The sequence below is a fragment of the Lutibacter sp. Hel_I_33_5 genome, from assembly GCF_007827455.1.
GTDB lineage: Bacteria > Bacteroidota > Bacteroidia > Flavobacteriales > Flavobacteriaceae > Polaribacter.
This window is the reverse complement of record NZ_VISM01000001.1, coordinates 2,943,415-2,967,924: the sequence shown is the minus strand read 5'-3', so window position 1 is coordinate 2,967,924 and position 24,510 is coordinate 2,943,415. Positions and strand designations below refer to the sequence as shown.

The 24,510-nt window shown below is 29.3% G+C and carries 18 protein-coding genes and 2 pseudogenes; 11 read left to right on the top strand and 9 right to left on the bottom strand.

What is annotated here, in order from left to right:
- Positions 1-2 precede the first annotated feature (2 nt).
- A complete protein-coding gene (locus tag OD91_RS12925; protein ID WP_144896792.1) occupies positions 3-2,312 on the bottom strand; it encodes a chondroitinase-B domain-containing protein in 2,310 nt (769 codons plus the stop codon).
- A 471-nt stretch (positions 2,313-2,783) separates the two neighbouring features.
- Between OD91_RS12925 and OD91_RS12920 the strand changes: the two genes are divergently transcribed.
- The 5 genes from OD91_RS12920 to OD91_RS12900 all read left to right on the top strand — a co-directional run bounded on the left by OD91_RS12920 (position 2,784) and on the right by OD91_RS12900 (position 7,737).
- Positions 2,784-3,101: a DUF6660 family protein gene (locus OD91_RS12920; protein WP_144896791.1), complete on the top strand. Its 318-nt coding sequence runs from the start codon at positions 2,784-2,786 to the stop codon at positions 3,099-3,101.
- 76 nt (positions 3,102-3,177) lie between these two features.
- A complete protein-coding gene (locus tag OD91_RS12915; protein WP_255513262.1) occupies positions 3,178-5,337 on the top strand; it encodes a TonB-dependent receptor in 2,160 nt (719 codons plus the stop codon).
- Positions 5,338-5,343: 6 nt separating this feature from the next.
- Entirely contained in the window at positions 5,344-5,760 is a 417-nt protein-coding gene (locus tag OD91_RS12910) for a Fur family transcriptional regulator (protein ID WP_108805524.1), read from the top strand.
- A 53-nt stretch (positions 5,761-5,813) separates the two neighbouring features.
- Positions 5,814-6,398, top strand: coding sequence for an isoprenylcysteine carboxylmethyltransferase family protein (locus OD91_RS12905; protein WP_144896789.1), 585 nt, complete (start codon positions 5,814-5,816; stop codon positions 6,396-6,398).
- Positions 6,399-6,753: 355 nt separating this feature from the next.
- Positions 6,754-7,737 carry a TlpA disulfide reductase family protein gene (locus OD91_RS12900; protein WP_144896788.1) on the top strand — a complete coding sequence of 328 codons (984 nt, stop codon included), beginning with the start codon at positions 6,754-6,756 and terminating at the stop codon, positions 7,735-7,737.
- A gap of 44 nt (positions 7,738-7,781) precedes the next feature.
- On the opposite strand, the gene OD91_RS12895 is transcribed toward OD91_RS12900, so the two are convergent.
- Positions 7,782-8,753 (bottom strand): IS110 family transposase, encoded by a 972-nt coding sequence (locus OD91_RS12895; RefSeq protein ID WP_144894406.1) that lies wholly within the window; start codon positions 8,751-8,753, stop codon positions 7,782-7,784.
- 359 nt (positions 8,754-9,112) lie between these two features.
- Here OD91_RS12895 and OD91_RS12890 point away from each other — a divergent pair, with 359 nt between their 5' ends.
- Positions 9,113-9,562: a hypothetical protein gene (locus OD91_RS12890; RefSeq protein WP_144896787.1), complete on the top strand. Its 450-nt coding sequence runs from the start codon at positions 9,113-9,115 to the stop codon at positions 9,560-9,562.
- Between the two features lie 76 nt (positions 9,563-9,638).
- Positions 9,639-10,250 carry a hypothetical protein gene (locus tag OD91_RS12885; protein WP_144896786.1) on the top strand — a complete coding sequence of 204 codons (612 nt, stop codon included), beginning with the start codon at positions 9,639-9,641 and terminating at the stop codon, positions 10,248-10,250.
- 46 nt (positions 10,251-10,296) lie between these two features.
- On the opposite strand, the gene OD91_RS12880 is transcribed toward OD91_RS12885, so the two are convergent.
- Entirely contained in the window at positions 10,297-11,268 is a 972-nt protein-coding gene (locus OD91_RS12880) for an IS110 family transposase (protein WP_144896785.1), read from the bottom strand.
- Between the two features lie 353 nt (positions 11,269-11,621).
- Here OD91_RS12880 and OD91_RS12875 point away from each other — a divergent pair, with 353 nt between their 5' ends.
- On the top strand, positions 11,622-12,770 hold the full coding sequence (locus tag OD91_RS12875; RefSeq protein WP_144896784.1) for a TlpA disulfide reductase family protein: 1,149 nt from the start codon (positions 11,622-11,624) through the stop codon (positions 12,768-12,770).
- A gap of 117 nt (positions 12,771-12,887) precedes the next feature.
- Here OD91_RS12875 and OD91_RS12870 read toward each other — a convergent pair.
- A pseudogene (locus OD91_RS12870) lies at positions 12,888-13,859 on the bottom strand (IS110 family transposase).
- Positions 13,860-14,339: 480 nt separating this feature from the next.
- Here OD91_RS12870 and OD91_RS12865 point away from each other — a divergent pair.
- Entirely contained in the window at positions 14,340-16,100 is a 1,761-nt protein-coding gene (locus OD91_RS12865) for a T9SS type A sorting domain-containing protein (RefSeq protein WP_144896783.1), read from the top strand.
- 152 nt (positions 16,101-16,252) lie between these two features.
- Here OD91_RS12865 and OD91_RS13685 read toward each other — a convergent pair.
- The 4 genes and pseudogenes from OD91_RS13685 to OD91_RS12845 all read right to left on the bottom strand — a co-directional run.
- Positions 16,253-16,408, bottom strand: a pseudogene (locus tag OD91_RS13685) (IS110 family transposase); the annotation flags it as partial.
- A gap of 32 nt (positions 16,409-16,440) precedes the next feature.
- Positions 16,441-17,292, bottom strand: coding sequence for a DMT family transporter (locus OD91_RS12855; protein WP_255513261.1), 852 nt, complete (start codon positions 17,290-17,292; stop codon positions 16,441-16,443).
- A gap of 62 nt (positions 17,293-17,354) precedes the next feature.
- Positions 17,355-18,023 (bottom strand): bifunctional 4-hydroxy-2-oxoglutarate aldolase/2-dehydro-3-deoxy-phosphogluconate aldolase, encoded by a 669-nt coding sequence (locus tag OD91_RS12850; RefSeq protein ID WP_144896781.1) that lies wholly within the window; start codon positions 18,021-18,023, stop codon positions 17,355-17,357.
- Positions 18,024-18,118: 95 nt separating this feature from the next.
- Entirely contained in the window at positions 18,119-19,165 is a 1,047-nt protein-coding gene (locus OD91_RS12845; RefSeq protein ID WP_144896780.1) for a sugar kinase, read from the bottom strand.
- A gap of 152 nt (positions 19,166-19,317) precedes the next feature.
- On the opposite strand from OD91_RS12845, the gene OD91_RS12840 reads away from it, so the two are divergent.
- Together OD91_RS12840 and OD91_RS12835 are read left to right on the top strand one after the other, a co-directional pair.
- Positions 19,318-20,343 (top strand): LacI family DNA-binding transcriptional regulator, encoded by a 1,026-nt coding sequence (locus OD91_RS12840; RefSeq protein WP_144896779.1) that lies wholly within the window; start codon positions 19,318-19,320, stop codon positions 20,341-20,343.
- A 45-nt stretch (positions 20,344-20,388) separates the two neighbouring features.
- The gene (locus tag OD91_RS12835) at positions 20,389-22,497 is read left to right on the top strand and encodes a thioredoxin domain-containing protein (protein WP_144896778.1); all 2,109 of its coding nucleotides are present in this window, start codon (positions 20,389-20,391) and stop codon (positions 22,495-22,497) included.
- A 22-nt stretch (positions 22,498-22,519) separates the two neighbouring features.
- Here the strand turns inward: OD91_RS12835 and OD91_RS12830 are convergent, their stop codons facing one another.
- Positions 22,520-24,505, bottom strand: coding sequence for an OmpA family protein (locus OD91_RS12830; protein WP_144896777.1), 1,986 nt, complete (start codon positions 24,503-24,505; stop codon positions 22,520-22,522).
- Positions 24,506-24,510: the final 5 nt, after the last annotated feature.

Here is a 24,510-nt window from a genome sequence, read left to right as displayed (position 1 = left end):
TTCTAATACATCAAGGTCATTACTAGATTTTCTTCAGTTTTAATTTTCCCTGAATTTGTTAAGCTATTACCAGATTCTATATTATTTTTTGCTCCCCAAAGAATGGAAACAAACCGAACTTTATTATTTTTAAATGTATTATTCTTGATATTTACATTTACAATACCATTATGATTAAAAAGCCTTTTGTTTCTCTCTTTTGCTCCACAATTTGTAAATGTGCTATTGGTAACTAAAAGGTTTCCACCAATTGTAGATTCATCATATCCACCTCTGTAATAATCAATAACATTTTGTTTTATAGTATTAAATATACAATTATCAATCGTTAAATACTCTGTATTGTAATCTCCTCTATCATTTGTTTCTTCTGATAATTCTAGTCCATTTTTACAGTTTGAAATTGACGTATTTTTAAAAGTAATTTCTTCAGAAAAAGATTGTTTATAGACTCTTAAAGCATAATTGAAATCACTTATTTCTGAATCAATAACATCCAATCCAAAATGATTAGACATATTTTTCTTTAAACTTGCAAATGCATAATTTGAACCATTTCCTTTTAATTTGATGCTTTTCAAAGTTAATTTACCATAAGGATTTAATTCAAAAACAGGAGTATCAGCTGCTCCATTATATACGATTTCAGCTTTTCCTTTAGACTGAATTGTAATCGTTTTATTAATGATTAAAGAATTTGAAATTTGGTAAGAACCTTCATTTAATTCTAAAACATCACCACTTACTGCTTCTTTTAGTTTTGCTGCTAATTCATCAGCATTATTTACAGTATGTATTTTTGCTTCTTTTTCCTCAACATTACTTGAAAACCAATTTGCTCCGTATTTAGTTTTATCCAATAAATCTAATTTTATATTTTCTGAACTTAAAATTGCACCAACTTGATTTGATTTTTCTCTAGAACCTCCTAATAAATCTTCTGTAATCACTTCAAAATCAAAACCATTATGAGTTTCTACATCATTATATCCTGAAACAGGAACTGAAAGATTTGTACCAATATCTGTTAAGCTTAATTCTTTAGAAATTAAACCATGTGCATTTTTAATTTCAACTCCATTATTGTCAATAATATTACTTTTAAAAGTAACACCATCAGCTTTATCATGCTCAATAATTGGATTTGCATCACCTTTAGAATTGTAAATCACATTATTTACAACTTCAGTTCTTAAAGCTCTGGCAGAACGAATTTCTGATTTCGGCAACACATCTTTTTGAGCCAAATTTTGTCCAACTCCAAATTGAAATGGAGAATCTGAATCAACAAACGTATTATAAGCTACAACAACATCAGTAACTTGGTTGTATCTGTTTAATGGCGATTTAGGAATACCATTCATAATTGCAATCGGACTTCTAAAATTCTTACCTTTTATTTTATAAAAAAGATTATTTGTAATCCAATGACCTGTGTTAATTATTCTAATTCCACCATATTGATCATTTACTCCATCACCAATAAAATAATTTCCATCAACGGTAACATAATTTCCATGCCTTGTAACAACAGAACCTTCACTCTTGTAAAACACATTATTTTTAATGATGTTAAAATTAGTTTTACTAGAAATGATTTCAACCTCACCATTACACTCTTCAAACAAGTTATTAGCAATGGTTGTATTACTTGGAGACATTGAAGTAAAACTACTTCCTAATTGAATAGTTTCTCCTCTAGCACCACCTTTTCTTGGTCGTGGACCAAAATGATTATTAATAATTTTATGATAATTTCGTATGCTTTGATTCCCTTTTAAATCAACTCTTACAGTTGGGCCACCATTGGTTTTACCAGCAATATAACAGTTACTTAATTCGTTATGTTTTCCGTAAAGTTGGACCCAAAGATTATCTTTATCACGTTCTAAATTATTGAAATCTAGAATGACACAATTTGTTACTTTAGAATGATTTGCAACTTCTTTTTTAGAGGTTCTAAATGAAATTACATTTTGTGTTGGTGCATATCCATTTCTGAAAAACAAACCACTAACCTCTAAATAATCTCCACTAATTTCTAAATTTGAAACTCCTTCTATAAAAACTTCTCCTGGAGTTTCTGCTTTTAACTTTATTGGATTTCCTTTTGTTCCTTTTCCTGTAAATTTAATTTTAACATCTTTCCAAACACCATTTTTTAAAACGATATTGTCTCCAGGTTCTGCATCTTTTATAGATTGATTTAACTCATCGATATTTGAAACTAGAATTTCTTCTATTTGACTAGTACAAGATTGAAATATTAAAAGGCTTATAAAAGCAATAATGACTACACTAAAATTCTTCATATTATTAATTGGTTTACCAGATTGGTAAACCAAAAGTAGTGATATTTAATGAATTAAAAAAAGGTTATAGTATAAATGTAGTCAAAGACAGAAAAATCAAAAAAACAATATTCCAAATGTAATATATCTTTATATTTAAAAAAAACAGGAATCAATATCAGTTAAGACACTAAAGTAGCTTGTAGATAAAACAAACATAAATGTTGTGTTATCCCGTAAATTAACATCATAAATCCATATATTTGATTGGATATAACTAGTTGTGCATAATGCGGAAATCGTGCTAAACATCAACATTTGAACTAAAAAATCCAACGCGCAAACAGCACATTTATTTTTTTTGCCAACGCGAAAAGCCAACGCATAAAAAAACAAAAGAGCTGTTTCTTTGCCAACGCTAAATCCGTTCTTGCAATCGGAATAAAAAACTTTGCAACACCATTGCATTGAAATTTATTTATCTTTGTGCTAATGAAATTTATAACTATCATACTATCATTATTAATTCTTGGTTTGTCAATCAAACCTTGTTCTGACGGAAATAATGCCGAAGACCAACATCAAGAAGAAATATCTGCTGAACACAATCATCAAAATGATAGTGATGATACTTGTCCAATAACTTGTATTTGTAATTGTTGTGGAATCGCAATTACATATGAACCAATTCAAGCTTTTGAATTAGGTATTAATAATCAAATCTCTACAGAAATATTATCTGTCTATCAATCAATCTACAGATTTAACTTTCATTCCAATATCTGGCAACCGCCACAATTAATTAGCTAAAAATATCGACTAAAAGTCAAAATTTTAAAGTTAATTAATATTTACATTTTCAATGAATAAATATATATTGAGCGCAATGCTCACAATTATAACGTGCTTTTCTGCTAAAGCACAAACATCTGATATACAAATAAAAGTAATTTCAGAATCCGAAAACGAGCCATTATTTGGAGCAACAGTATATTTTGAGGAATTAGAAAAAGGAGCAGTAACCGATTTTGACGGAATTGCAACTTTTAACGAAATTCCGAATGGCGAACATATTATCATAGTTTCTTTTTTAGGCTTTGAAACTCTAAAAACAACTATTCAAATCCCAAGTAATTCAGACTTGATTTTCAAATTAAAAAGTGGAGGAAACGAATTGGACGAAGTTGTATTACAATCTTCAAGAAGTACAAGAACCGTAAAGAAAATTCCAACAAGAATTGAATTTATTGGAGTTGAGGAATTGGGAGAAAAAGCAATTATGAATCCAACCAATATTTCAATGGTTCTACGTGAAAGTACAGGAATACAAATGCAACAAACATCTTTAAGTAGTGGAAGTACAAACATTAGAATTCAAGGTCTTGATGGTCGTTACACACAACTTTTAAGAGATGGATTTCCACTTTATGGAGGCTTTTCAAGTGGTTTGAGTATTTTACAAATTCCACCTTTAGACTTGCAACAATTTGAAATTATTAAAGGAAGTTCATCTACACTTTATGGTGGTGGAGCAATTGCAGGTTTAATAAATATGGTATCAAAAACACCAGACGAAGAACCTGCTTTAGACATTATGCTTACACAAACACAAGCATTGGGAAGTACTGCAAATGTATTTTACAGCAAACGGAATGAAAAGTTTGGTATTTCGCTTTACGGTTCAGGTCACTATCAAAAAGCTTACGACCCAGAAGATGATGGTTTTAGTAATTTACCAAAAACTAAATCTATTTCATTTAATCCAAAATTCTTTTATTATCCATCTGACAAAACTACGTTTTGGTTTGGCTTAAATGGAACATACGATGACAGAATTGGTGGAGACATAACTACAATAGAAAGTGGCGAAAATGGAATTCATCAATATACAGAGGAAAACATTTCAAAAAGATTGAGTAGTCAAGCAGTTTACAAAACTCAAATAGATTCTATTAGTTCTTTGAACATTAAAAATAGTGTATCCTTTTTCGATAGAAATTTAACGATTCCCGATTTCAATTTTGATGGTAAACAAACCAACACATTTACGGAAATCTCTTATAAAAGAGAGACTTCAAAAGCAGATTGGATTTTTGGAGCAAATTTATATACTTCAAACTTTGACGAAAATGATAATGCAACTTTGCAACGTGACCAAAAAGACATCACTTACGGAATGTTTGCTAACAATATTTATGACCTTTCCGAAAATTGGATTTTAGAAACTGGGTTGCGAGCAGATTACAATACTGATTTTGGCTTTTTTCCGCTTCCAAAAATTTCATTGCTTTATAAAAATGATAACGGGTTTTCAAGCAGAATTGGTGGTGGTTTAGGTTACAAAATTCCAGATATTTTTACAGAAGAGGCTGAATTTATAAATTTTGAAAATGTACTTGGCATTGACAAATCTTCACTAAAGGCAGAACGTTCTTATGGTGTGAATTTAGATTTCAATTATCAAACACGTTTATTTGAAACCATAGGTTTTTCTATTAATCAACTTTTTTATGTTACTGCTATTAATAACGGTTTGCTTTTAAATAGTACAGACAGCGGAATGTTTGCATTTGAAAATGCAACTGATGAAATTTTAAGTAAAGGAGCAGAAACAAATATAAAGTTTACTTATAAAGATTTTAGATGGTTTTTAAATTATGCACTTATAGACACTAAATTGAACTATTTGGCAGGAAATCCACAAAAACCATTAACTGCAAAACATAATGCAGGAAGTGTTTTGATGTACGAATCTGAAAAATGGCGTATAGGTTATGAAACTTTTTACACAGGAAAACAATTTTTATCAAACGGAACAGAAACGACAGATTTTGTAACAATGGGTTTACTGTTAATGAGAAACTTTAAATTTGGTAGTGCATTTGTGAACTTTGAAAATTTCACAGACAGAAGACAAAGTAGATTTTCACCTTTGGTTTTACCACCACACGAAAATCCAGAATTTCCCGAAATCTATGCACCAACAGACGGTTTTATTTTTAGTGTAGGCATAATAATTAAACCATTTGGAAACGAAGAACATTAAAAAAATATGCAAAAAATAGAAGAATTTTTAGAATCAAAAGATATTCGAGCAACTGCAATGCGTTTATTAATATATAAGTTCCTTGCCGAAAAACAAGTTGCAGTTACATTAAGCGATATAGAAAATGCTTTTGAGAAAGCAGATAGGACAACATTATACAGAACTATTAAAACATTTGAAGAAAAAGAAATTGTGCATCAAATAGACGATGGCACAGGAATTACGAAATATGCTTTGTGTGAAAAAGGTTGTAATTGTGAGATTGAAACCGATTTGCATTTACATTTTCATTGTAATAACTGTAACGAAACCATTTGTTTAACAGAACATAAAATCCCTCAAATAAAAGTGCCTGATGGATTTGTTTCAGAAAATGTAAACTTGGTTGTAAAAGGTATTTGCGATAAATGTAGCGGACAATAAATGCACTTCCATTGCATTGGTTATTATAGCATTTTTACATAAAATTAGAAATTATGTTATTATTCGCTTATCTCATATTGTATTTTTTATTGGTCTTTGTTTTAAGGTCTGTATTACTTTGGAAAAAAACTGGAATAAATCCATTCACATTTGAAAAAACAGATAATGCACACGACTATAATGGTAAGGTTTTTACATTTATCACAGTTCTTGAGCTAATTGTTGTAGGAATCTACGCTTTCAAAGAAGAATGGTATGAATATTTACTTCCTTTTTGGTATTTGGAAAATCAAACTTTACAGAAAATTGGTTGGGTGCTTTTGTTGGTATCGCTGATTTTAGTTTGGTTTTCTCAAAGCCAAATGACAAATTCTTGGAGAATAGGAATTGATGAAAACAACAAAACCAAATTGGTAACAAAAGGAGTATTTTCAATTTCAAGAAATCCTATATTTTTAGGAATAATGATTACGAATATTGGGTTATTTCTTGTTATTCCTAATGCATTTACATTACTAATAATTTCATTATCTACTTTAAGCATAAATACACAAATACGATTGGAAGAAGAATTTTTAAAACGTGAATTCGGAAATGAATATGTTGAATACAGAGAAAAAGTGAGACGATGGATTTAATAATTAGCAGAAAATAGCCAACGCAAAAAGCCATACACATTTCCAGTCGCATCTTCCACGCTTCGCCCAAACTGTAAAAGAGTATGTCTTGCCAACGCTCACATTTGAACTAAATAACAAACATCGGAAAACCAAGCTGAACGTGAAAAGCACTATGCACAACAAGGTATAAAAAACATAGGGCGTTTGTGTTAACTCCAAAGTTCTGTGTTTATTTACAAAGTCCGCTAAATATAAAATTTGGCATTTAAACGAAAAATAAAAGCAAAACGTTTATATTTAGCTAAGTAATAAACCGAAACGAAAGTGCTTATTAATTGCCCTACGTTTCTTATACGTAACGTTGTAAACAATTATGAAACAAACATTCTGCATACTTTCAATATTAATTTCAAGCCTGACTTTTGGGCAAACCGAATTTTGTATCCATATTAAATCGGATGTTGATGTTGGTAATGTTTCGGTAAGTAGTTTCAATTTATCAAAGAAATTCACATCTGAATTTGAAAACGGAATTGCGACTGTTAAAATACCTTCTGAATCTTCTGACCAATATTCAATATTCGTAGCGGGAAAAAGAATTGACGGTTGGTTTAATGCTGGAAAAATTGATATTTATCTAGATTATAAGAATAACGAACTTTTAGTTTTGAAAACAAAAAACACACCTGTTTATGATAGACAAGCAAAGTACTTTAAGGAATATAGAGCTTTTTTAAAGGACAAATCAAATGGAACAGATTTTATAAAAAATACAATTATCGAAAATGACCAAGATGCTTTTGTTTTAGTACCAATTAATCATTACTTAAAGTTGTATCAGAATGAAAACACCGAATTGAGTTTCGTAGAAAAGTTTTTGAATAAGCAACCTTTGGCTACTAAACAACATAGTATCTATTCAATGATTTCAAGTAGAATTGAGAAACTAAAATCTACGAATAAAATTGACCTTGAAAAATATTCTCTTATTACAATCAAAGGAAATAAATCTATAGTAGAAATTAACTCAAAATTGAATTTTACAGTTTTGGACTTTTGGTTTACTGCCTGTCCACCTTGTGTTAAAGAACATAACGAGATTTTAGCCAATCCAAATATGTTTACGAATTTGAATGCGGAATTAATTGGGATTTCGACCGATAATAAACAAGAGAAATGGATTAAGTATTTAGAAAAAAAGAATATTAATTGGAAAAACTTTCGAATTGGTGAAACTAATTTGGATAAAGATTTAGGAATTTGGTCTTTTCCAACTTATATAATTCTAGATAAAGAAAACAATGTTGTAGGTAGCTATTCAAATATTGAAGACACAATTAAAGCTCTGAAAAAATAACAGTTTACAACAAAGTACTGTGGTAAAAAACAAGTAAAAACTCATTAAATATTCACTAAAGTACTTCTATAAGTATCATCATATATTAATCCTGATTTAGCAATGGCAAATGCTTGTTTTAATAGTTTATTACACACCGCTATTAATGCTAATTTTTTACTCTTTCCTTTGGCAACTATTCGTTCATAAATTTCTCTACAAGCCTTGTTGTATTTACAAGCATTAAAACTGCACATAAATAATAAATTTCGAAGCTTCTGGTTGCCTATTTTACTTATTCTGGCTCGTCCATTTATACTACTTCCACTTTGTCTAATTACAGGAGTTAATCCAGCATAACTACACAATTCACTTCCGCTTTTAAAACGATCAAATCCATCTGTTAAAACAACTAGCATTAGCGCTGTTTTATTTCCAATTCCAGGTATTGTTTTTAAGCGTGTTAAAACATCTTGATGTAGCTTTCTTACTAAAATTAATAATGCTGCTTCTACCTTTTCTATTTGTTTTGTTACCTGTCTCAAACTACTTTTTAATGAGCTCGTAACTACTTTACTTGGATTGCCCAAAACTTCTTCTCCATGTATTTTGTTTTTTAACATAGTACTCTGTTTTGTATACACAGAAAGAAGTCTTGTCATTTGTAAGCATTCTAACTGATGTTTTGAATTACCTTGCCATAACTTTAATTCAACTTGTTTTGCATACTCACAAATCAATCTTGAATCGCTTTTATCTGTCTTTATTTTTGATAACTTCATCTGGATAAAGCGTTTCACCGACAGAGGGTTTTCTACTGAAACTTTTATACTGTTTTCCTGTAAAAAATAAGCCAACCTGTAATGGTAATAACCTGTAGCTTCCATTACACAATGACTATTGTAATCTAGATGTTTTACAAATTTTTTAAATCCAGTTACATTGTTTTTAAACTGATAGTAATTACCAGAAGAATCTGTAACATCAAATACTAAATGACTAATGTCTATTCCAAAATATTTAATATCTTTATTCATAAGAAAATGTTTTAACGAAAGGACAACCTACGCAAGTTTCAACGACTTAAAATCGAGGTCTGAAGCCTCATAAAACTGTACGAAATCTGTGTAGAAAAGAGAGGGGATTTTCAATGTTGACGAGATCAATAGTCTCTCCGTATATAATAACCTTAATCCTCTCTTCTGTGCTTTCTAATTTATATTGCTTAATTTAACCTTTTTATTAAAATGCTAACTTAAGCCGTATATAATTTATTGCTAGTTCTAGCCTACTTACGAAAATCCTCGCAGATTTTCTATTCGGTTTGTATTTGCTAAATTAGGTGCTTGAAACACGCAACAAACCATATACAAACACGTTGTAGTTCATCACTGAAATGATAAAAAGACTATTAAATAAATTAAAACCAAAAGCAATTAAGGATTCCTATTTTGGAGAAATGGGCTCAACTTATGACAAGTTTGATAGTTGTTATTATTTGGACAAAGAAATTGAACTTGAAAATATTTATACGCCCGTCATATTATGTCTAAAGACACCAAACGAGAAATCAAATAAAAACCAACAATTGGCCTATGAAACCATTAAAATGGATTTTGGAACGATATGGAATTTATCAAAAAAATATCTTGTGGAGGATAAGCGATTTATAACTATGGATCAATTAAAAAAGGAATATAGACTTGAATCAATTACTCTTCCTGAAACAATAAATTCCGATAATATGAAATGGGAAATAGACTTGTTGAATTTGAAAGATGGATTCTCAAGAATAATTATCGAAATGGAAAAAAATAAACCAATGTATTATTCAGTAGAAGCCTAAAAAATAAAACGAAACTACAACACTATGTAAAAATGCATTAAAACGCATTTTACATTAAACGTTAGCAAATATTTAGATGAAAAATAAAGTATTGAGAAAAATATTATTCAAAATAATAAGAATTTGTCCTTTTAATAAAGTTAGAGTTTTTATATACAGAACGATATTTAATTATAAAATAGGAAAGAATGTTCAAATTGGAAAAAGTGTAATAAATTCTAATAATGTTGAAATTGGGGATAATGCCATAATAAGAAATAACACAACTATTTCTTGTGAAAATTTAAAAATTGGAAATAACACAGCTATTCATAGTGGAAATATTATATCAGGGAAAAACTCTTTTAAAATTGGAGAAAATTCAAGAATAATAAATGACCATTTTATTGATTTATGGAATAATGTTGAGATTGGGAATAATACTTGGTTAGCAGGAAAAAGAAGTCAACTATGGACACATGGTTCAATTCACACAAAGACAGGAAATAAAGATTTATCAATAAAAATAGGGAATGATATTTATATCGGTTCAAACTCATCTATCTCACCTGGAGTAAAAATAGACAGTATAAATCTAATCGGACTTGGTAGTGTTTTGACTAAATCAATTCATTCATCAAAAAATATAATTACAGGAAATCCAGCTAAGATAATTAAAGAAAATATTGATTGGAGAGAAAATTGGTAAAACATTTGCTAACAAAGTACTGTGGTAAAAAACAAGTAAAAACTCATTAAATATTCACTAAAGTACTTCTATAAGTATCATCATATATTAATCCTGATTTAGCAATGGCAAATGCTTGTTTTAATAGTTTATTACACACCGCTATTAATGCTAATTTTTTACTCTTTCCTTTGGCAACTATTCGTTCATAAATTTCTCTACAAGCCTTGTTGTATTTACAAGCATTAAAACTGCACATAAATAATAAATTTCGAAGCTTCTGGTTGCCTATTTTACTTATTCTGGCTCGTCCATTTATACTACTTCCACTTTGTCTAATTACAGGAGTTAATCCAGCATAACTACACAATTCACTTCCGCTTTTAAAACGATCAAATCCATCTGTTAAAACAACTAACATTAGCGCTGTTTTATTTCCAATTCCGGGTATTGTTTTTAGGCGTGTTAAAACATCTTGATGTAGCTTTCTTACTAAAATTAATAATGCTACCTCTACCTTTTCTATTTGTTTTGTTACCTGTCTCAAACTACTTTTTAATGAGCTCGTAACTACTTTACTTGGATTGCCCAAAACTTCTTCTCCATGTATTTTGTTTTTTAACATAGTACTCTGTTTTGTATATACAGAAAGAAGTCTTGTCATTTGTAAGCATTCTAACTGATGTTTTGAATTACCTTGCCACAACTTTAATTCAACTTGTTTTGCATACTCACAAATCAATCTTGAATCGCTTTTATCTGTCTTTATTTTTGATAACTTCATCTGGATAAAGCGTTTCACCGACAGAGGGTTTTCTACTGAAACTTTTATACTGTTTTCCTGTAAAAAATAAGCCAACATGTAATGGTAATAACCTGTAGCTTCCATTACACAATGACTATTGTAATCTAGATGTTTTACAAATTTTTTAAATCCATTTACATTGTTTTTAAACTGATAATAATTACCAGAAGAATCTGTAACATCAAATACTAAATGACTAATGTCTATTCCAAAATATTTAATATCTTTATTCATAAGAAAATGTTTTAACGAAAGGACAACCTACGCGAGTTTCAACGACTTAAAATCGAGGTCTGAAGCCTCATAAAACTGTACGAAATCTGTGTAGAAAAGAGAGGGGATTTTCAATATTGACGAGATCAATAGTCTCTCCGTATATAATAACCTTAATCCTCTCTTTTGTGCTTTCTAATTTATATTGCTTAATTTAACCTTTTTATTAAAATGCTAACTTAAGACGTGTATAATTCATTGCTAGTTCTAGCCTACTTGGAAATTCCTGCGAAATTCCCTCTGGTTCGTTTTAGTTTACTAATTTAGTTGCTTAAACACGCAACTAACCATACACAAAACCGTTACCTATAATTATGAAAAAAATAATCGTTTTAGTTTTAACAATTTCATTTTTTTCTTGTCAAAAGGAGAAAAATTTTAACGAAATAATATGCAATGTTGAAAACCAAGAAGGATTAGAACTTGTATTTTCTATTAACGGGGAAGATTTTGAAAACAGGCAAATTCAAAAAATAAAAAATGGAAAAGTAATTTTTAAATCCTTTAAGCATACTACGGAGGTGGGATACATTGAAAGCTCATATAATTTAGATAAACATAATAATCAAAGAAGATTTGTGAAGCTTTTACCTGAAAACAACACTATGAATTTAAATTTTACCATAACCAAAGATTCAACTGAAATAGACTCCGCAGTTTTTGCACCTATTTATAGTTTTAGAAATGTTGAATATAAAAACAATGGTATTAACAAAGAATACGTAAATTATTCAGACAAAAAACAGAGTTTTTTAAAAGGAATTATTTATTCAAATTCAAAAAAAGACAGTTTAAACCAATATGTTTTTCCTGAAATAAAAAGGAAATTATTAAATCTTTATGAAGAAAAAATTAAAGAATCACAGAATGAGATGCTGCAAATTGAAATCTTAAGTAATATGCTCAATGGTTGGGCTTTTGAATCAAATGGAGATATAACTGAAGAAGAAAAAACAAAAATAAATCTTTTTTTTAATCAAATAAAAATAAGTCCGGACAATAATAGTTTCTATAAACTTCAAGAAAAATTTAATGAAATAAGCAAAATCGATAGAGACAAAATTGAATTTTCTGAATTTATTTTAGAAGACATAAATAATCAAAAGCAAAGATTATCCAAATTAATTGAAAATAATAAATTTACAGTTTTATACTTTTGGACTGCAGCTTGTGGCCCTTGTAGATCGTTCAATGAAAAATTGAACTCTAAAAATAAAATATTAAATGACAACGGTATTGAAATTATTCACATAAGTGTAGATATACAAAGAAAGGATTGGAAAAGAGCATCCGAAGAAGATTCTATATTTTGGACAAATTTATATGCAGGAAAAAATTTAGAATTACATAAGAAATATAACATTAGGTGGTGGCCAACCAAAATTGTTTTTAATAAAAAAAAGGAATTAATTGATTTTGAATTTAATAATCCAGAAGATTTATTAAAATTATTAAAATGCTAACTTAAGAAGAACTGAGCTAAAAAACAACTCTTTTCTTCATTAATTTTATACAATAATATTCTAGGCTTAATTTTATTATTAAGCTTTTTTTTGTTCATTATTTTTAAATTTCACTTACTATTTAACCACAAATACTGAAGCAAAACTAGGATCATAAGGATGTCCTGATTTTGCGATTGCAAAACATTGTTTTAGTAACTTATTTGAAACTGCTATTAAGGCTAATTTCTTGCTCTTTCCCTTATTTGTTATTCTTTGAAAAATATCTCTACATCCCTTGTTGTGAATATGAGCTGTAAAGGAACACATGAAAAGTAGGTTTCTTAATTTTCTATTCCCAACCTTACTTATTCTTGCTTTTCCTCTCACACTACTCCCTGATTCTCTTATTGTGGGTGTAATACCAACATAACTGCATAATTGTGAAGCTGTTTCAAATTTCTTAAATCCATCTGTAACTACAATTAAAAATAAGGCTGTCTTTAGTCCTATTCCTGGAATACTCTGTAATAATGTTAACTGTTCCTGTTGATCTTGCTTTACTAGTGATAACAATTTTTCTTCAATTCCTTTTAGTTCTTTATCTAAATGTTTTTTGTTTCTATTTAAACTACGATAAACCCATTTGGACGGGATTCCTAAAACCTGTTCTCCATGAATCTTGTTCTTGGTAGCTGTTCTTGTCTTTAGTAAATTGTCCATTAATCGAAACAATTGTAAACATTCACTTTACCTATCTGTAAGGGCTGTATACAAAGGGACTTCCTGAGTTAATCCATAATCACAAATCGCTTTTGCATCACTTTTATCTGTTTTTATTTTTGCTAATTTCATCTGAATAAAACGCTTGACTGATAATGGATTTACTACTGAAACCAAAACGTTTTTTCTATATAAAAACTGTGCAAATCTATAATGATAATAACCCGTAGCTTCAATGACTACTAAACTATTTTTTGATAGTACTTCTTGAAACTTTTTAAAACCTGACTCTGTATTGTTAAATTGTAAATGACCTTGAACACTGCCATAACAATCAAAAACATCTTTACTAATGTCAATTCCAAAAGTTTCATTATATTTATTCATAAGAAATGATTTATGAAAGAATAAGCTACTAGAATCACAACAACTTGAAATCGAGATCTAAGGTCTCACAGAACTGAACGTGATTTTTAGTAGAAAAGAGAGAGGATTACCAATGTTGTCGAAGTCTAAAAGCTTCACCGTGTATTATTAACCATAATTCTCTCTTTTATTCTTTCTGATTATGTATCAAATTTATTAAAAGACAAACTTAAGACGTGTATAAAAAATTGCTTAATTTGTGCTTAAACAAAGATAGTTGCATTTTTGTTACGTCTGAATTTCCTTCGGAAATTCCTCGCACACAAAAACCGCAAACTATTCATACACAAACAAGTTGGCAAACAGAATGTCAAAACGTAACGATGAAAAACAAAAATTTGATTTGAATAATTTTACAAGTTAGTTAAGAGTTAAAAAATATTATCCTTAAAATACTTCTCTAATAATTTGCATATTTTGAAAACAAAAAAATTCTAAAAAATGAAAAAAAAATTACTATTTCTTACTGTTTTGATAATGATTTTACAGCAGACATATTCTCAAACAAATATTCCAGGAGGTGTTGTAGAGGGAACTTGGACTAAATTGAATTCTCCTTATATTATACAAGGGGCTATTTTAGTACCTGATTCAAAAATTTTGAATATTGAACCTGGGGTTAAAGTCGAATTTCAAGGAAGCTATAAATTCTCTATACAAGGACAGATAAATGCAATTGGAATTGTAAACGATTCTATTACTTTCACTTCAAATAACTCATCTATTGGTTGGCTTGGTATAAGGTTTGAAAACACTTCTGCTACTAACGATGATTCAGATTTTTCTTACTGTAAATTTGAATATGGCAGAGCAAATTCTGCTTCACCTCTCGATAGTGGAGGAGCATTCTTTCTTGATGGTTATTCCAAGGTTAATATATCCAACTCTTTAATAGAAAACTGTTACGCAGAAGCAAATGGTGGTGCTATATTCTGTGATAATGGTAGCTCTCCAACAATTAGCAATAATACGATAAAAAGTAATACTGCTAATCAGCGTGGTGGTGGAATATATGCAGGTGATTCTTGTAGCCCAATAATTGAAAGTAATTTAATAACGTTAAACACGGTTAACCAAATCGCTGGTGCAGGCATATATCAATATGATTTTGGTGGCCCAGGAAGTCCAACAATAAATAATAATGAAATAACATATAACGTTGCTGCTTCTGGTGCCGAAGCTGGTGGGATGCGTGTCTTATCTAAATCAGCAATAATAACTAATAACATTATAGCGTACAACGAAACCAGTGGAACTATTGGCGGTGGTGGAATTTATATTGGTAAAGTTGGTAGCGGAGGAACTGGTAATATAATTTCTCATAATATAATTGTTAATAACAAATCTACTAATGAAATAAATGAATATGGAGGTGGTGGAATTTTTTGTACTTCTGATGGAATAGGTGATATTATAGCTAATAATTTGATAGCAAATAATACTAGTAAGGAAAATGGTGGTGGAATTTATTTTTCTAGATCAAGTCCAACTATGATTAATAATACAATTGTTAACAATAATTCTCGTAATGGAGGTGGGATTTTTTGCAAGGATTCATCTAATCCTGAGATAAATAATTCAATTATATGGGGTAATTTAGCATCTAACTCAGGAAATCAAATATATATAGAAGATGAAGGTAGCGACCCTAACATATACTTCACTGATATTGAAAATGGTATGTCAGGAATTCAATCTGAACCAAACACATTTTATTTAGGAGAGTATTTGAACAATATAAATTCCGATCCTCTTTTTAAGAATCCTTCTTCTGGAGTCGGATCAAACTTTGATAGTGTGATGTCAGATTGGACTTTAAATTCTTCGCCTCAATCTCCTTGCATAAATCAAGTTAGTCCAACAAGCGAGACATCTTCATTAGATTTATCTGGTAACCAAAGAGTTTTCGAAAATTTAATTGATATGGGATGTTATGAATCACAAGATGTGACTTTAAATATAGATGAGGTAAGTCAAAATAAACAAAACTTATTTTCAGTTTACCCAAATCCGTCAAATGCAACAATTAATTTTAATAGTAAAACGAAAATTAATAAAATAACTATTTTTAGTATAACTGGACAGGTTATAAAAAAAGTTTCAAACTATGATATCAAAGAGATTAATATATCAGATTTAAGTTCTGGTATTTACTTAATTCAATTTAACAACAATGTTATAAATAGGTTTATCAAAAAATAGAATAATTAAAAAACTATAGAAAATAATTTACGTTTGCAACAAAGAACTGAGCTAAAAAACAACTCTTTTCTTCATTAATTTTGTACAATAATATTCTAGGCTTAATTTTATAAGTAAGCTTTTTTTTGTTCATTATTTTTAAATTTCACGTACTATTTAACCACAAATACTGAAGCAAAACTAGGATCATAAGGATATCCTGATTTTGCGATTGCAAAACATTGTTTTAGTAACTTATTTGAAACTGATATTAAGGCTAATTTCTTGCTCTTTCCCTTATTTGTAATTCTTTGAAAAATATCATTACAGGTTTATTTAAAAATATGCTAAATAATGACAACTACCCATTTTTAACTTTACCACTTTTCAAATAAATATTATAAACTAATCCAGACAGGATTAATAGCACTCCTAAAAGTGTCCATAAATTATAAACTTCTCCAAACCAAGAAGCGCCAATTATGATGGTAAAAATAACTTCTAAGTATTTTAAAGGAGCAACAATATTTGTTTCTTGAGATTGAAACGCTTTGGTCATAAATAACTGACCAACATAGCCAAAAAAACCAAGACTTATTAAAAGTATCCATTCAGTTGAACTTGGTGTTATCCAATGATTAATTGACATTAACCCACCGAAAACAAAAGCCATAACCATAAAATAATTAATAATAACCAGCGGATTTTCAGAGGTTCCTATTTTACGTATTACAACAAAAATTAATCCTAGAAATATAGCAGATAAAAAGATTAAAAGTAACCCAATAGAGTTTACGTTTTCACCAAAACCTTTTATCAATAAAACACCACAAAAAGCGAGTACAAACAAAAACCATTGGATGTTTTTTATTTTTTCTTTTAAGAAAATTAATGCAAAAATTGCTGCAAAAATAGGTGACGTATACCGTAAAGAGACTGCAGTACCAACATCTAGATAATTTAAAGACTGAAAAAAACATGTTATGGAAATAACTCCCAAAAACGCTCTTAGAAACAATAGCTTTTTATTGTTTCCTAATATTGGAATTTTATATTTTATAATCAACGGAATAGTAAATAACAACGTTCCAATAGATCTAAAAAAAACTATTTGATAGACATTAAATACCGTTAAGTATTTTACAACTGCGTTCATGATTCCAAAAGCGATCACGCTAAAAATCATGTATAAAATTGCTTTATTTTTTTCCATATAAAAAAAGAAACCCTTCAATAAAAATATATTGAAGGGTTAAATATATTCAAATAATTGTACTACTTTCTTACAGATTTAATAATATCTAAAGCGTTCTTTACAGTTTGCTCCAGCGTTTTAAAATCTTTATTTGCTAAAATTTCTTTAGAAATTAATTTAGATCCCATACCAACACAAGTAACACCTGCATCAAACCAACCTTTTAAATTTTCTTCTGTTGGAGAAACTCCACCAGTTGGCATAATTGATGTCCATTGTTGTGGTCCTTTAATTCCTTTTACAAAATTAGGTCCGTAAATTCCACCAGGGAATAATTTCACGATTTCACACCCCAATTCTTCAGCTCTTGTAATTTCAGTTAAAGATCCACAGCCAGGAGACCATAGAACTTTTCTTCTATTACAAACTATTGCAATATCTTCTCTTAATACTGGAGTTACAATAAAATTTGCTCCTAATTGCATGTATAATGAAGCAGCTCCTGCATCTGTTACAGAACCAACCCCCATAATCATTCCAGGTAATTCTGCTATTGCATATTTGGTTAATTCACCAAAAACTTCGTGAGCAAAATCTCCACGAGCTGTAAATTCTAATAATCTTGCGCCACCATCGTAACAAGCTTTTAAAACTTGTTTTCCTAATTCAACATCGCTATTAAAAAACAACGGAACTAACCCTGTTTCTTTCATAACATTAGCGACTTCTATTCTTGTATATTGTGCCATTTTCTTTAATATTTAATTGTGTAAATGTTTAACTGTGTAAATGTTCTTTCTAATCTTACTGATTAAACAATTTAACATTTACAATTAGCTTAATATTATCTCGCTACTCTACCAGAAGCATCACCACCCATTAATTTTTCTACTTCTGCAACTGTAGATAAATTAGCATCACCTTTAATTGTGTGTTTTAAACAAGAAGCTGCAACAGCAAAATCTAATGCATTTTGGTCATCTTCTGGGTATTTTAATAATCCGTAGATTAATCCTCCCATAAATGAATCTCCACCACCTACTCTATCTACGATATCTGTAATTTGGTATTGACGAGTTTCGTACATTTTTGTACCATCATATAAAACTCCAGCCCATGTATTATGAGATGCAGAAATTGATCCTCTTAACGTTGTAATTACTTTTTTAGCTCTTGGAAATTTTTCCATCATTTGCTTACATACTGATAAAAAAGCTTCTGCTTTTACATCATGTCCGTGCTTATGAACATCTAATCCTTCAGGATGAATTCCGAAATGCTTCTCTGCATCTTCTTCGTTTCCTAAAATGATATCACAATACGATGTTATTTCAGTCATTATTTTTTCTCTATGTGCTTCATCACAAAAATTCCAAAGTTTAGCTCTATAATTTAAATCAGTAGAAATAGTAATTCCTTTTGCACTCGCCGCTTTAACCGCTTCTAAACAAACATCTGCTGCTCCTTGAGAAATTGCTGGTGTAATACCTGTCCAGTGAAACCACTCAACACCATCAAAAACAGCATCCCAATCAATCATTCCTGATTCTATTTCTGCAATTGCAGAATGCGCTCTATCATAAACAACTTTAGAACCTCTACTTACAGCTCCAGTTTCTAAGAAATAAATTCCTAATCTGTCTCCACCATAAACAATTTTATCAACTCCAACGCCTCTTTTACGCATTTCCATCATTGCACATGCACCAATATCATTTTTTGGTAAACGTGTTACAAAATCTACATCAACACCATAATTTGCTAATGAAACTGCTACATTAGATTCTCCACCACCGTAAACAACATCAAAACTATTTGCTTGTGAAAATCTTAAAAATCCTTGAGGAGCTAATCTTAACATGATTTCTCCAAACGTTACTACTTTACCCATTTTAATTAGTATTTAATTGTTTTTTATTTTTTAGTTAAACGTTTAAGCAGATTCTAAAAATAAAATCAAAACCTATAAATATCTATTTGTTTTGATTATAAAAGTTAAACGAACTATATTTGCTTAAACGTTTAAGCAAATATATATAAAAATTGACAAAAAAAAAGAAAAGTACTATAAAAGATATCGCAAATGTTTTAAACATTTCTGCTGCTGCTGTTTCAAAAGCGTTACATAATGATTCTAGAATAAGTGATAAAACAAAAAAAGCAGTAAAGCAAGTTGCGAAAAATCTAAATTATCAACCTAATCATTTAGCCAGTGCTCTTCGAAGTGGAAAAAGTAATTTAGTCGGCGTAATTGTTCCAAGAACGAATAGTAATTTCTTTTCTTCTGTTATTGAAAATATTGAAGATGTTTTAAATAAAGAAGGCTATAATATAATTATTACCCAATCTAATGAGTCGTATCAAAAAGAATGTAATAATATAGATACTTTATTGTTTACTCAAGTTGATGGAATTATTGCTTCTATGGCAAATGAAACAACTAACTTAGAGTATTACGAGAAAATTAAAACAAAAGGAATTCCTTTAATTCTATTTGATCGTGGGGAAAACGATTTAAATGTTGATTATATTGGAATTGATGATTATGATAGTAGTCATGTAATTATAGATCACCTAGTAAATCAAGGCTGTAAAAGAATTGCTCATATTGGAGGTTATAAACGTACTCGGATTTATAATAATAGAATTAGAGGATATGTTGATGCAATAAAAAATCACAATCTACCTTTAGATGATGAACTTTTAATAGAAAGTAGTCTTACAACTGAGGATGGTAGAGCTAAAATGAAGTATTTATTATCACTTGAAAAAACACCTGATGCTGTTTATGTAGCAGGAGATTATGCTGCTTTGGGAGCTTTACAGGTTTTAAATGAAGAAAACATTAACATCCCTGAAGATATCGCTTTAGTTGGTTTTGGAAATGAACCTTTTACAAATATGGTTACGCCAAGAATTAGTAGCATGAAACAGCACAGTGAAGAGATTGGAAGATTGGCTGCTCAAACCTTTTTAAAGCATATTAAAAGTGAATCTATTTCACAGACACTAAATAAACAAATCTTAAATGCCGAATTAATTATTAGAGATTCTTCTAAAAGAAATTGAATTCTTAAAAGAAGCAATATTCCTATATTTGAAAAAAATACATGAATGGCATTTAAAACTCATTATATAATTCTAGCTGTACTTTTACTTTTTATTTCTTGTAAAGAAACTGAAAAACATGAATTTACGAATGCATTAATCAATGAAACCAGCCCATATTTATTACAACATGCACACAACCCAGTAAACTGGTATCCTTGGAATAATGAAACGTTAGAATTAGCAAAAAAAGAAAATAAACTGATTCTTATTTCTATTGGTTATGCAGCTTGTCATTGGTGTCATGTAATGGAGCACGAATCTTTTGAAGACAAAGAGGTTGCTAAAATTATGAATGAGAACTTTATCAATATCAAAATTGATAGAGAAGAAAGACCAGATGTTGATCAAATATATATGACTGCTGTACAATTAATGACTGGAAGCGGTGGTTGGCCTTTAAACTGTATTGCGCTACCTAACGGAAAACCCGTTTGGGGAGGTACTTATTTTTCTAAAGAAGATTGGACATCTTCCATCAATCAAATTTCTGACATCTACAAAAAAGAACCTCGTAAACTAACTGACTTTGCTGAAAAATTAACGAATGGGATTCACGAAAGTTCTTTAATAAAAGAGAATACAAGCAAACAAAATTACAACATTGACTCTTTAAAAACATATGTGAATAAGTGGCAAACAAACTTTGATACTGCATTAGGTGGTATGGACGTAGCGCCTAAGTTTCCTATGCCTAATAATTATCAATTTTTATTGAGATATGCACATCAAACAAAAGACAAAGAGTTAACTACCTATATAAATACAACGTTAGAAAAAATGGCTTTGGGCGGTTTAAATGATCAAGTTGGTGGTGGATTTTCTCGTTATTCTACTGATAAAAAATGGCACATTCCTCATTTTGAAAAAATGCTTTATGATAACGGGCAATTAGTTAGTTTATATGCAGATGCCTATTTAGCAACCAAAAATTCGCTTTATAAAGAAACTGTTTATCAAACCTTAGCTTTTGTAGAGCATGAACTTTACAATAATAATGGTGGATTTTATTCCTCATTAGATGCTGATAGTTTAACGGAGGAAAAAGAATTGGAAGAAGGTGCTTTTTATGTTTGGAAAAAAGAAGAGTTATCTAAAATAATCATAACAGATTTCGATGTATTCAGTGATTATTTCAGCATAAATGAACATGGTTTTTGGGAAGAAGAAAAATTTCATTTCATTAGAAAAATTAGTGATATTGAGTTTGCTAAAAAACACAGTCTAACAATTGAAACTTTAAAAACTAAAGTTACAAATTGGAGAAAGATTCTTATTAAAGAGAGAGCTAAAAAAGAAAGACCAAGATTAGATGATAAAATCTTAACTTCTTGGAATGCACTGCTATTAAAAGGATACGTAGATGCTTACCGAGTATTTAATGATCTACACTTTTTAGAAATGGCTATAAAAAATGCTAGTTTCCTAAAAAATAACGTATTAAAAAAAGACGGAAGTTTATATAGAAATTATAAAAATGGAGACGCTTCAATTAATGGATATCTAGAAGATTATGCTACATTAATTAATGCCTATATTACATTGTATCAATCAACTTTTAATGGTGAATGGCTATCGTTAGCAAAAGAATTAACAGATTATACGCTTACTCACTTTTTTGATGAAAAATCTCAATTATTTTATTTCACTTCTGATGAAGATCCTGCTTTAATTGCAAGAAAAACTGACATTGAGGATAATGTAATTGCTTCTTCAAATTCTATAATGGCAAAAAATTTATTTTTAATGGGTCATTTTTACGACAATGAAAATTATGCCTCAATTAGTAAAAAGATGCTACACAATGTTACTTCTTACATTAGCAAATATCCTTCAGCTTATGCAAATTGGTTAGATTTATATTTAAACTATGCCGAAAAATTTTATGAAGTTGCCATCAGTGGAGAAGATTCATTAGAAAAGTTAAAGGAAATTAATTCAGTTTACATTCCTAATAAATTATACTGTGGTAGTACAAAAGAAAACGATTTACCATTGTTGGTAAACCGTTTTGTTGAGGATGAAACCTATATTTATATCTGTGTAAATAAAGTTTGTAATTTACCATTAACAGAATCAGACAAAGCTATTTCATCATTAATTGAAGGCAAATAACATTAATGTTTATATTCTGTTTTTAGTTTTTACTATCAAAATTCACCACAACAAACTCAGTTCTTCTATTTAATTGATGTTCATCTTTAGAACACCTAACTCGGTTACCACAATGGTTAACTAATTGTGTTTCTCCATATCCAACTCCAGTTATTCTATTTTGAGTTATTCCTTTAGAAACAATATATTGTACTGAAGAGTTTGCTCTTCGTGTAGATAAAGCTTCGTTATACGAATCTCTACCTCTAGAATCTGTATGCGAACTAGATCTAACTATTAATTCAGGATATTTTTTCATTATCGCTACCACTCTATCTAAAACTATCGCTGCATCTGGTCTAATCTTTGATTTATTTACATCAAAATAAATTGGATCGATTCTAATAATCTTTTCTAAATTATCTGAATACACAAAATCATTATTTAAATTTAAAAACAATTCTTTTGGAGTTAGTTCTCCTTTAACTGGTGTGCTAACAAAGTTTAGTAAATCATCATTATAGTATTGCTTAGAAGCTTTTATTGTATATTCTTTATCACATGGCAATATGAATTTAAAACTTGCATCATTTCCAACTACTAACTTTTCAACTTCCTTTTTGTTTTCATCTAACAAAATAATGGTTGCTCCTGGCATTAATTTTTTAGTGATTTCGTCTTTTACCACACCAATAATTTCTTGCTTACAAACCGGAATTACTTTCTTTTTAGGTGGATAAACGAAGAAAGAATAAATATCATCATCTCCTTTTCCTCCTGCTCTGTTTGATGAAAAATAACCACGTTTACTTGTGCTATTTAATGAAAAAGAAAAATCATCTTTTTTACTATTAATTGGTTTTGCTAAATTATTTACTGATGAAAATGCTAAACCTACAGTATCTATTTTAGATTCAAAAATATCTAAAGAACCTAAACCTATATGACCATCAGAAGAAAAATACAGAAAATTATCTTTACTTATAAAAGGAAACATTTCTCTTCCTTCTGTATTAATATCTGCACCTAAATTTATTGGAGTTCCGTACTCATTATTTTCTAAAATTCTAACCCTGTATAAATCTGTTTTTCCATAACCATTTGGCATATCTGAAACAAAATACAATGTTTTTTCATCAGGACTTAATGCTGGATGACCATTAGAAAACTTATTACTATTAAATGGTAATTCTACTATTTTATCCCATTCACCATCAATTTTAGTAGCCTTATAAATTTTAAGATGTGCAACATTATTTCTATCATTTCTTAAACGTCTCCCATCAAAATTATCTCTGGTAAAATACATAGTAGCCCCATCTTTTGTAACTATTGCTGAAGCTTCATGATATTTAGTATTTATATCTATAACTCTTGTAGGATTTACTAAATCACTTTTATGAATACTATCGTTAACATTAGAAATCACCTTTTCCGTTGATTGATATACATTTAAAAAAGGCTGTCCATTCCACTTATATATTCTATCTCCAGATTTAAAATTCTTTGGTCTTGCTGAAGCAAAATAAACCAAACTATCTGTTATAAATGTCCCATAATCTGAATATGGAGTGTTAATTGATAAATTATGTATGTGTTGAAACTTTTCTTTGTTTTTAGAAAACTCAGATAGATAATCAGTTTTATCTGCTAACTTCTTACTTCTAGAATCTTTTGTATTAAACTCTTTAAGTTTTGTTAACCATTTATCTGATTCTTTATAATTACCGTTTGTTTTTAACGTTTGCGCATATTTAAAATAGTTTTCTGTTGTTAAAGAATCTTGTTCATAAAGATTAAATAATTTGCTATACCACTTCTCTGCTTCTTCAGTTTCATTATTAAAATAATATGAATCTGCCAGTCTACTTAAAACCAACTTAGAGCTATCTCCTTTTTGATACACTCTTTTATAGAGTTTTGCCGATTTTATATAAGAAAAATCTTTAAATGCTCTATCTGCAGCATACTCTTGACCAAAAGAAGTTGCTATAAAAAACAATAAAAATAAGGTTGTATATTTTTTCATAACTG

Bases quoted from the DNA above. Each gene is read 5' to 3' on its own strand.
- OD91_RS12925 (WP_144896792.1), bottom strand. From the start codon at position 2,312: ATGAAGAATTTTAGTGTAGTCATTATTGCTTTTATAAGCCTTTTAATA.
- OD91_RS12920 (WP_144896791.1), top strand. From the start codon at position 2,784: ATGAAATTTATAACTATCATACTATCATTATTAATTCTTGGTTTGTCA.
- OD91_RS12915 (WP_255513262.1), top strand. From the start codon at position 3,178: ATGCTCACAATTATAACGTGCTTTTCTGCTAAAGCACAAACATCTGAT.
- OD91_RS12910 (WP_108805524.1), top strand. From the start codon at position 5,344: ATGCAAAAAATAGAAGAATTTTTAGAATCAAAAGATATTCGAGCAACT.
- OD91_RS12905 (WP_144896789.1), top strand. From the start codon at position 5,814: ATGTTATTATTCGCTTATCTCATATTGTATTTTTTATTGGTCTTTGTT.
- OD91_RS12900 (WP_144896788.1), top strand. From the start codon at position 6,754: ATGAAACAAACATTCTGCATACTTTCAATATTAATTTCAAGCCTGACT.
- OD91_RS12895 (WP_144894406.1), bottom strand. From the start codon at position 8,753: ATGAATAAAGATATTAAATATTTTGGAATAGACATTAGTCATTTAGTA.
- OD91_RS12890 (WP_144896787.1), top strand. From the start codon at position 9,113: ATGATAAAAAGACTATTAAATAAATTAAAACCAAAAGCAATTAAGGAT.
- OD91_RS12885 (WP_144896786.1), top strand. From the start codon at position 9,639: ATGAAAAATAAAGTATTGAGAAAAATATTATTCAAAATAATAAGAATT.
- OD91_RS12880 (WP_144896785.1), bottom strand. From the start codon at position 11,268: ATGAATAAAGATATTAAATATTTTGGAATAGACATTAGTCATTTAGTA.
- OD91_RS12875 (WP_144896784.1), top strand. From the start codon at position 11,622: ATGAAAAAAATAATCGTTTTAGTTTTAACAATTTCATTTTTTTCTTGT.
- OD91_RS12865 (WP_144896783.1), top strand. From the start codon at position 14,340: ATGAAAAAAAAATTACTATTTCTTACTGTTTTGATAATGATTTTACAG.
- OD91_RS12855 (WP_255513261.1), bottom strand. From the start codon at position 17,292: ATGGAAAAAAATAAAGCAATTTTATACATGATTTTTAGCGTGATCGCT.
- OD91_RS12850 (WP_144896781.1), bottom strand. From the start codon at position 18,023: ATGGCACAATATACAAGAATAGAAGTCGCTAATGTTATGAAAGAAACA.
- OD91_RS12845 (WP_144896780.1), bottom strand. From the start codon at position 19,165: ATGGGTAAAGTAGTAACGTTTGGAGAAATCATGTTAAGATTAGCTCCT.
- OD91_RS12835 (WP_144896778.1), top strand. From the start codon at position 20,389: ATGGCATTTAAAACTCATTATATAATTCTAGCTGTACTTTTACTTTTT.
- OD91_RS12830 (WP_144896777.1), bottom strand. From the start codon at position 24,505: ATGAAAAAATATACAACCTTATTTTTATTGTTTTTTATAGCAACTTCT.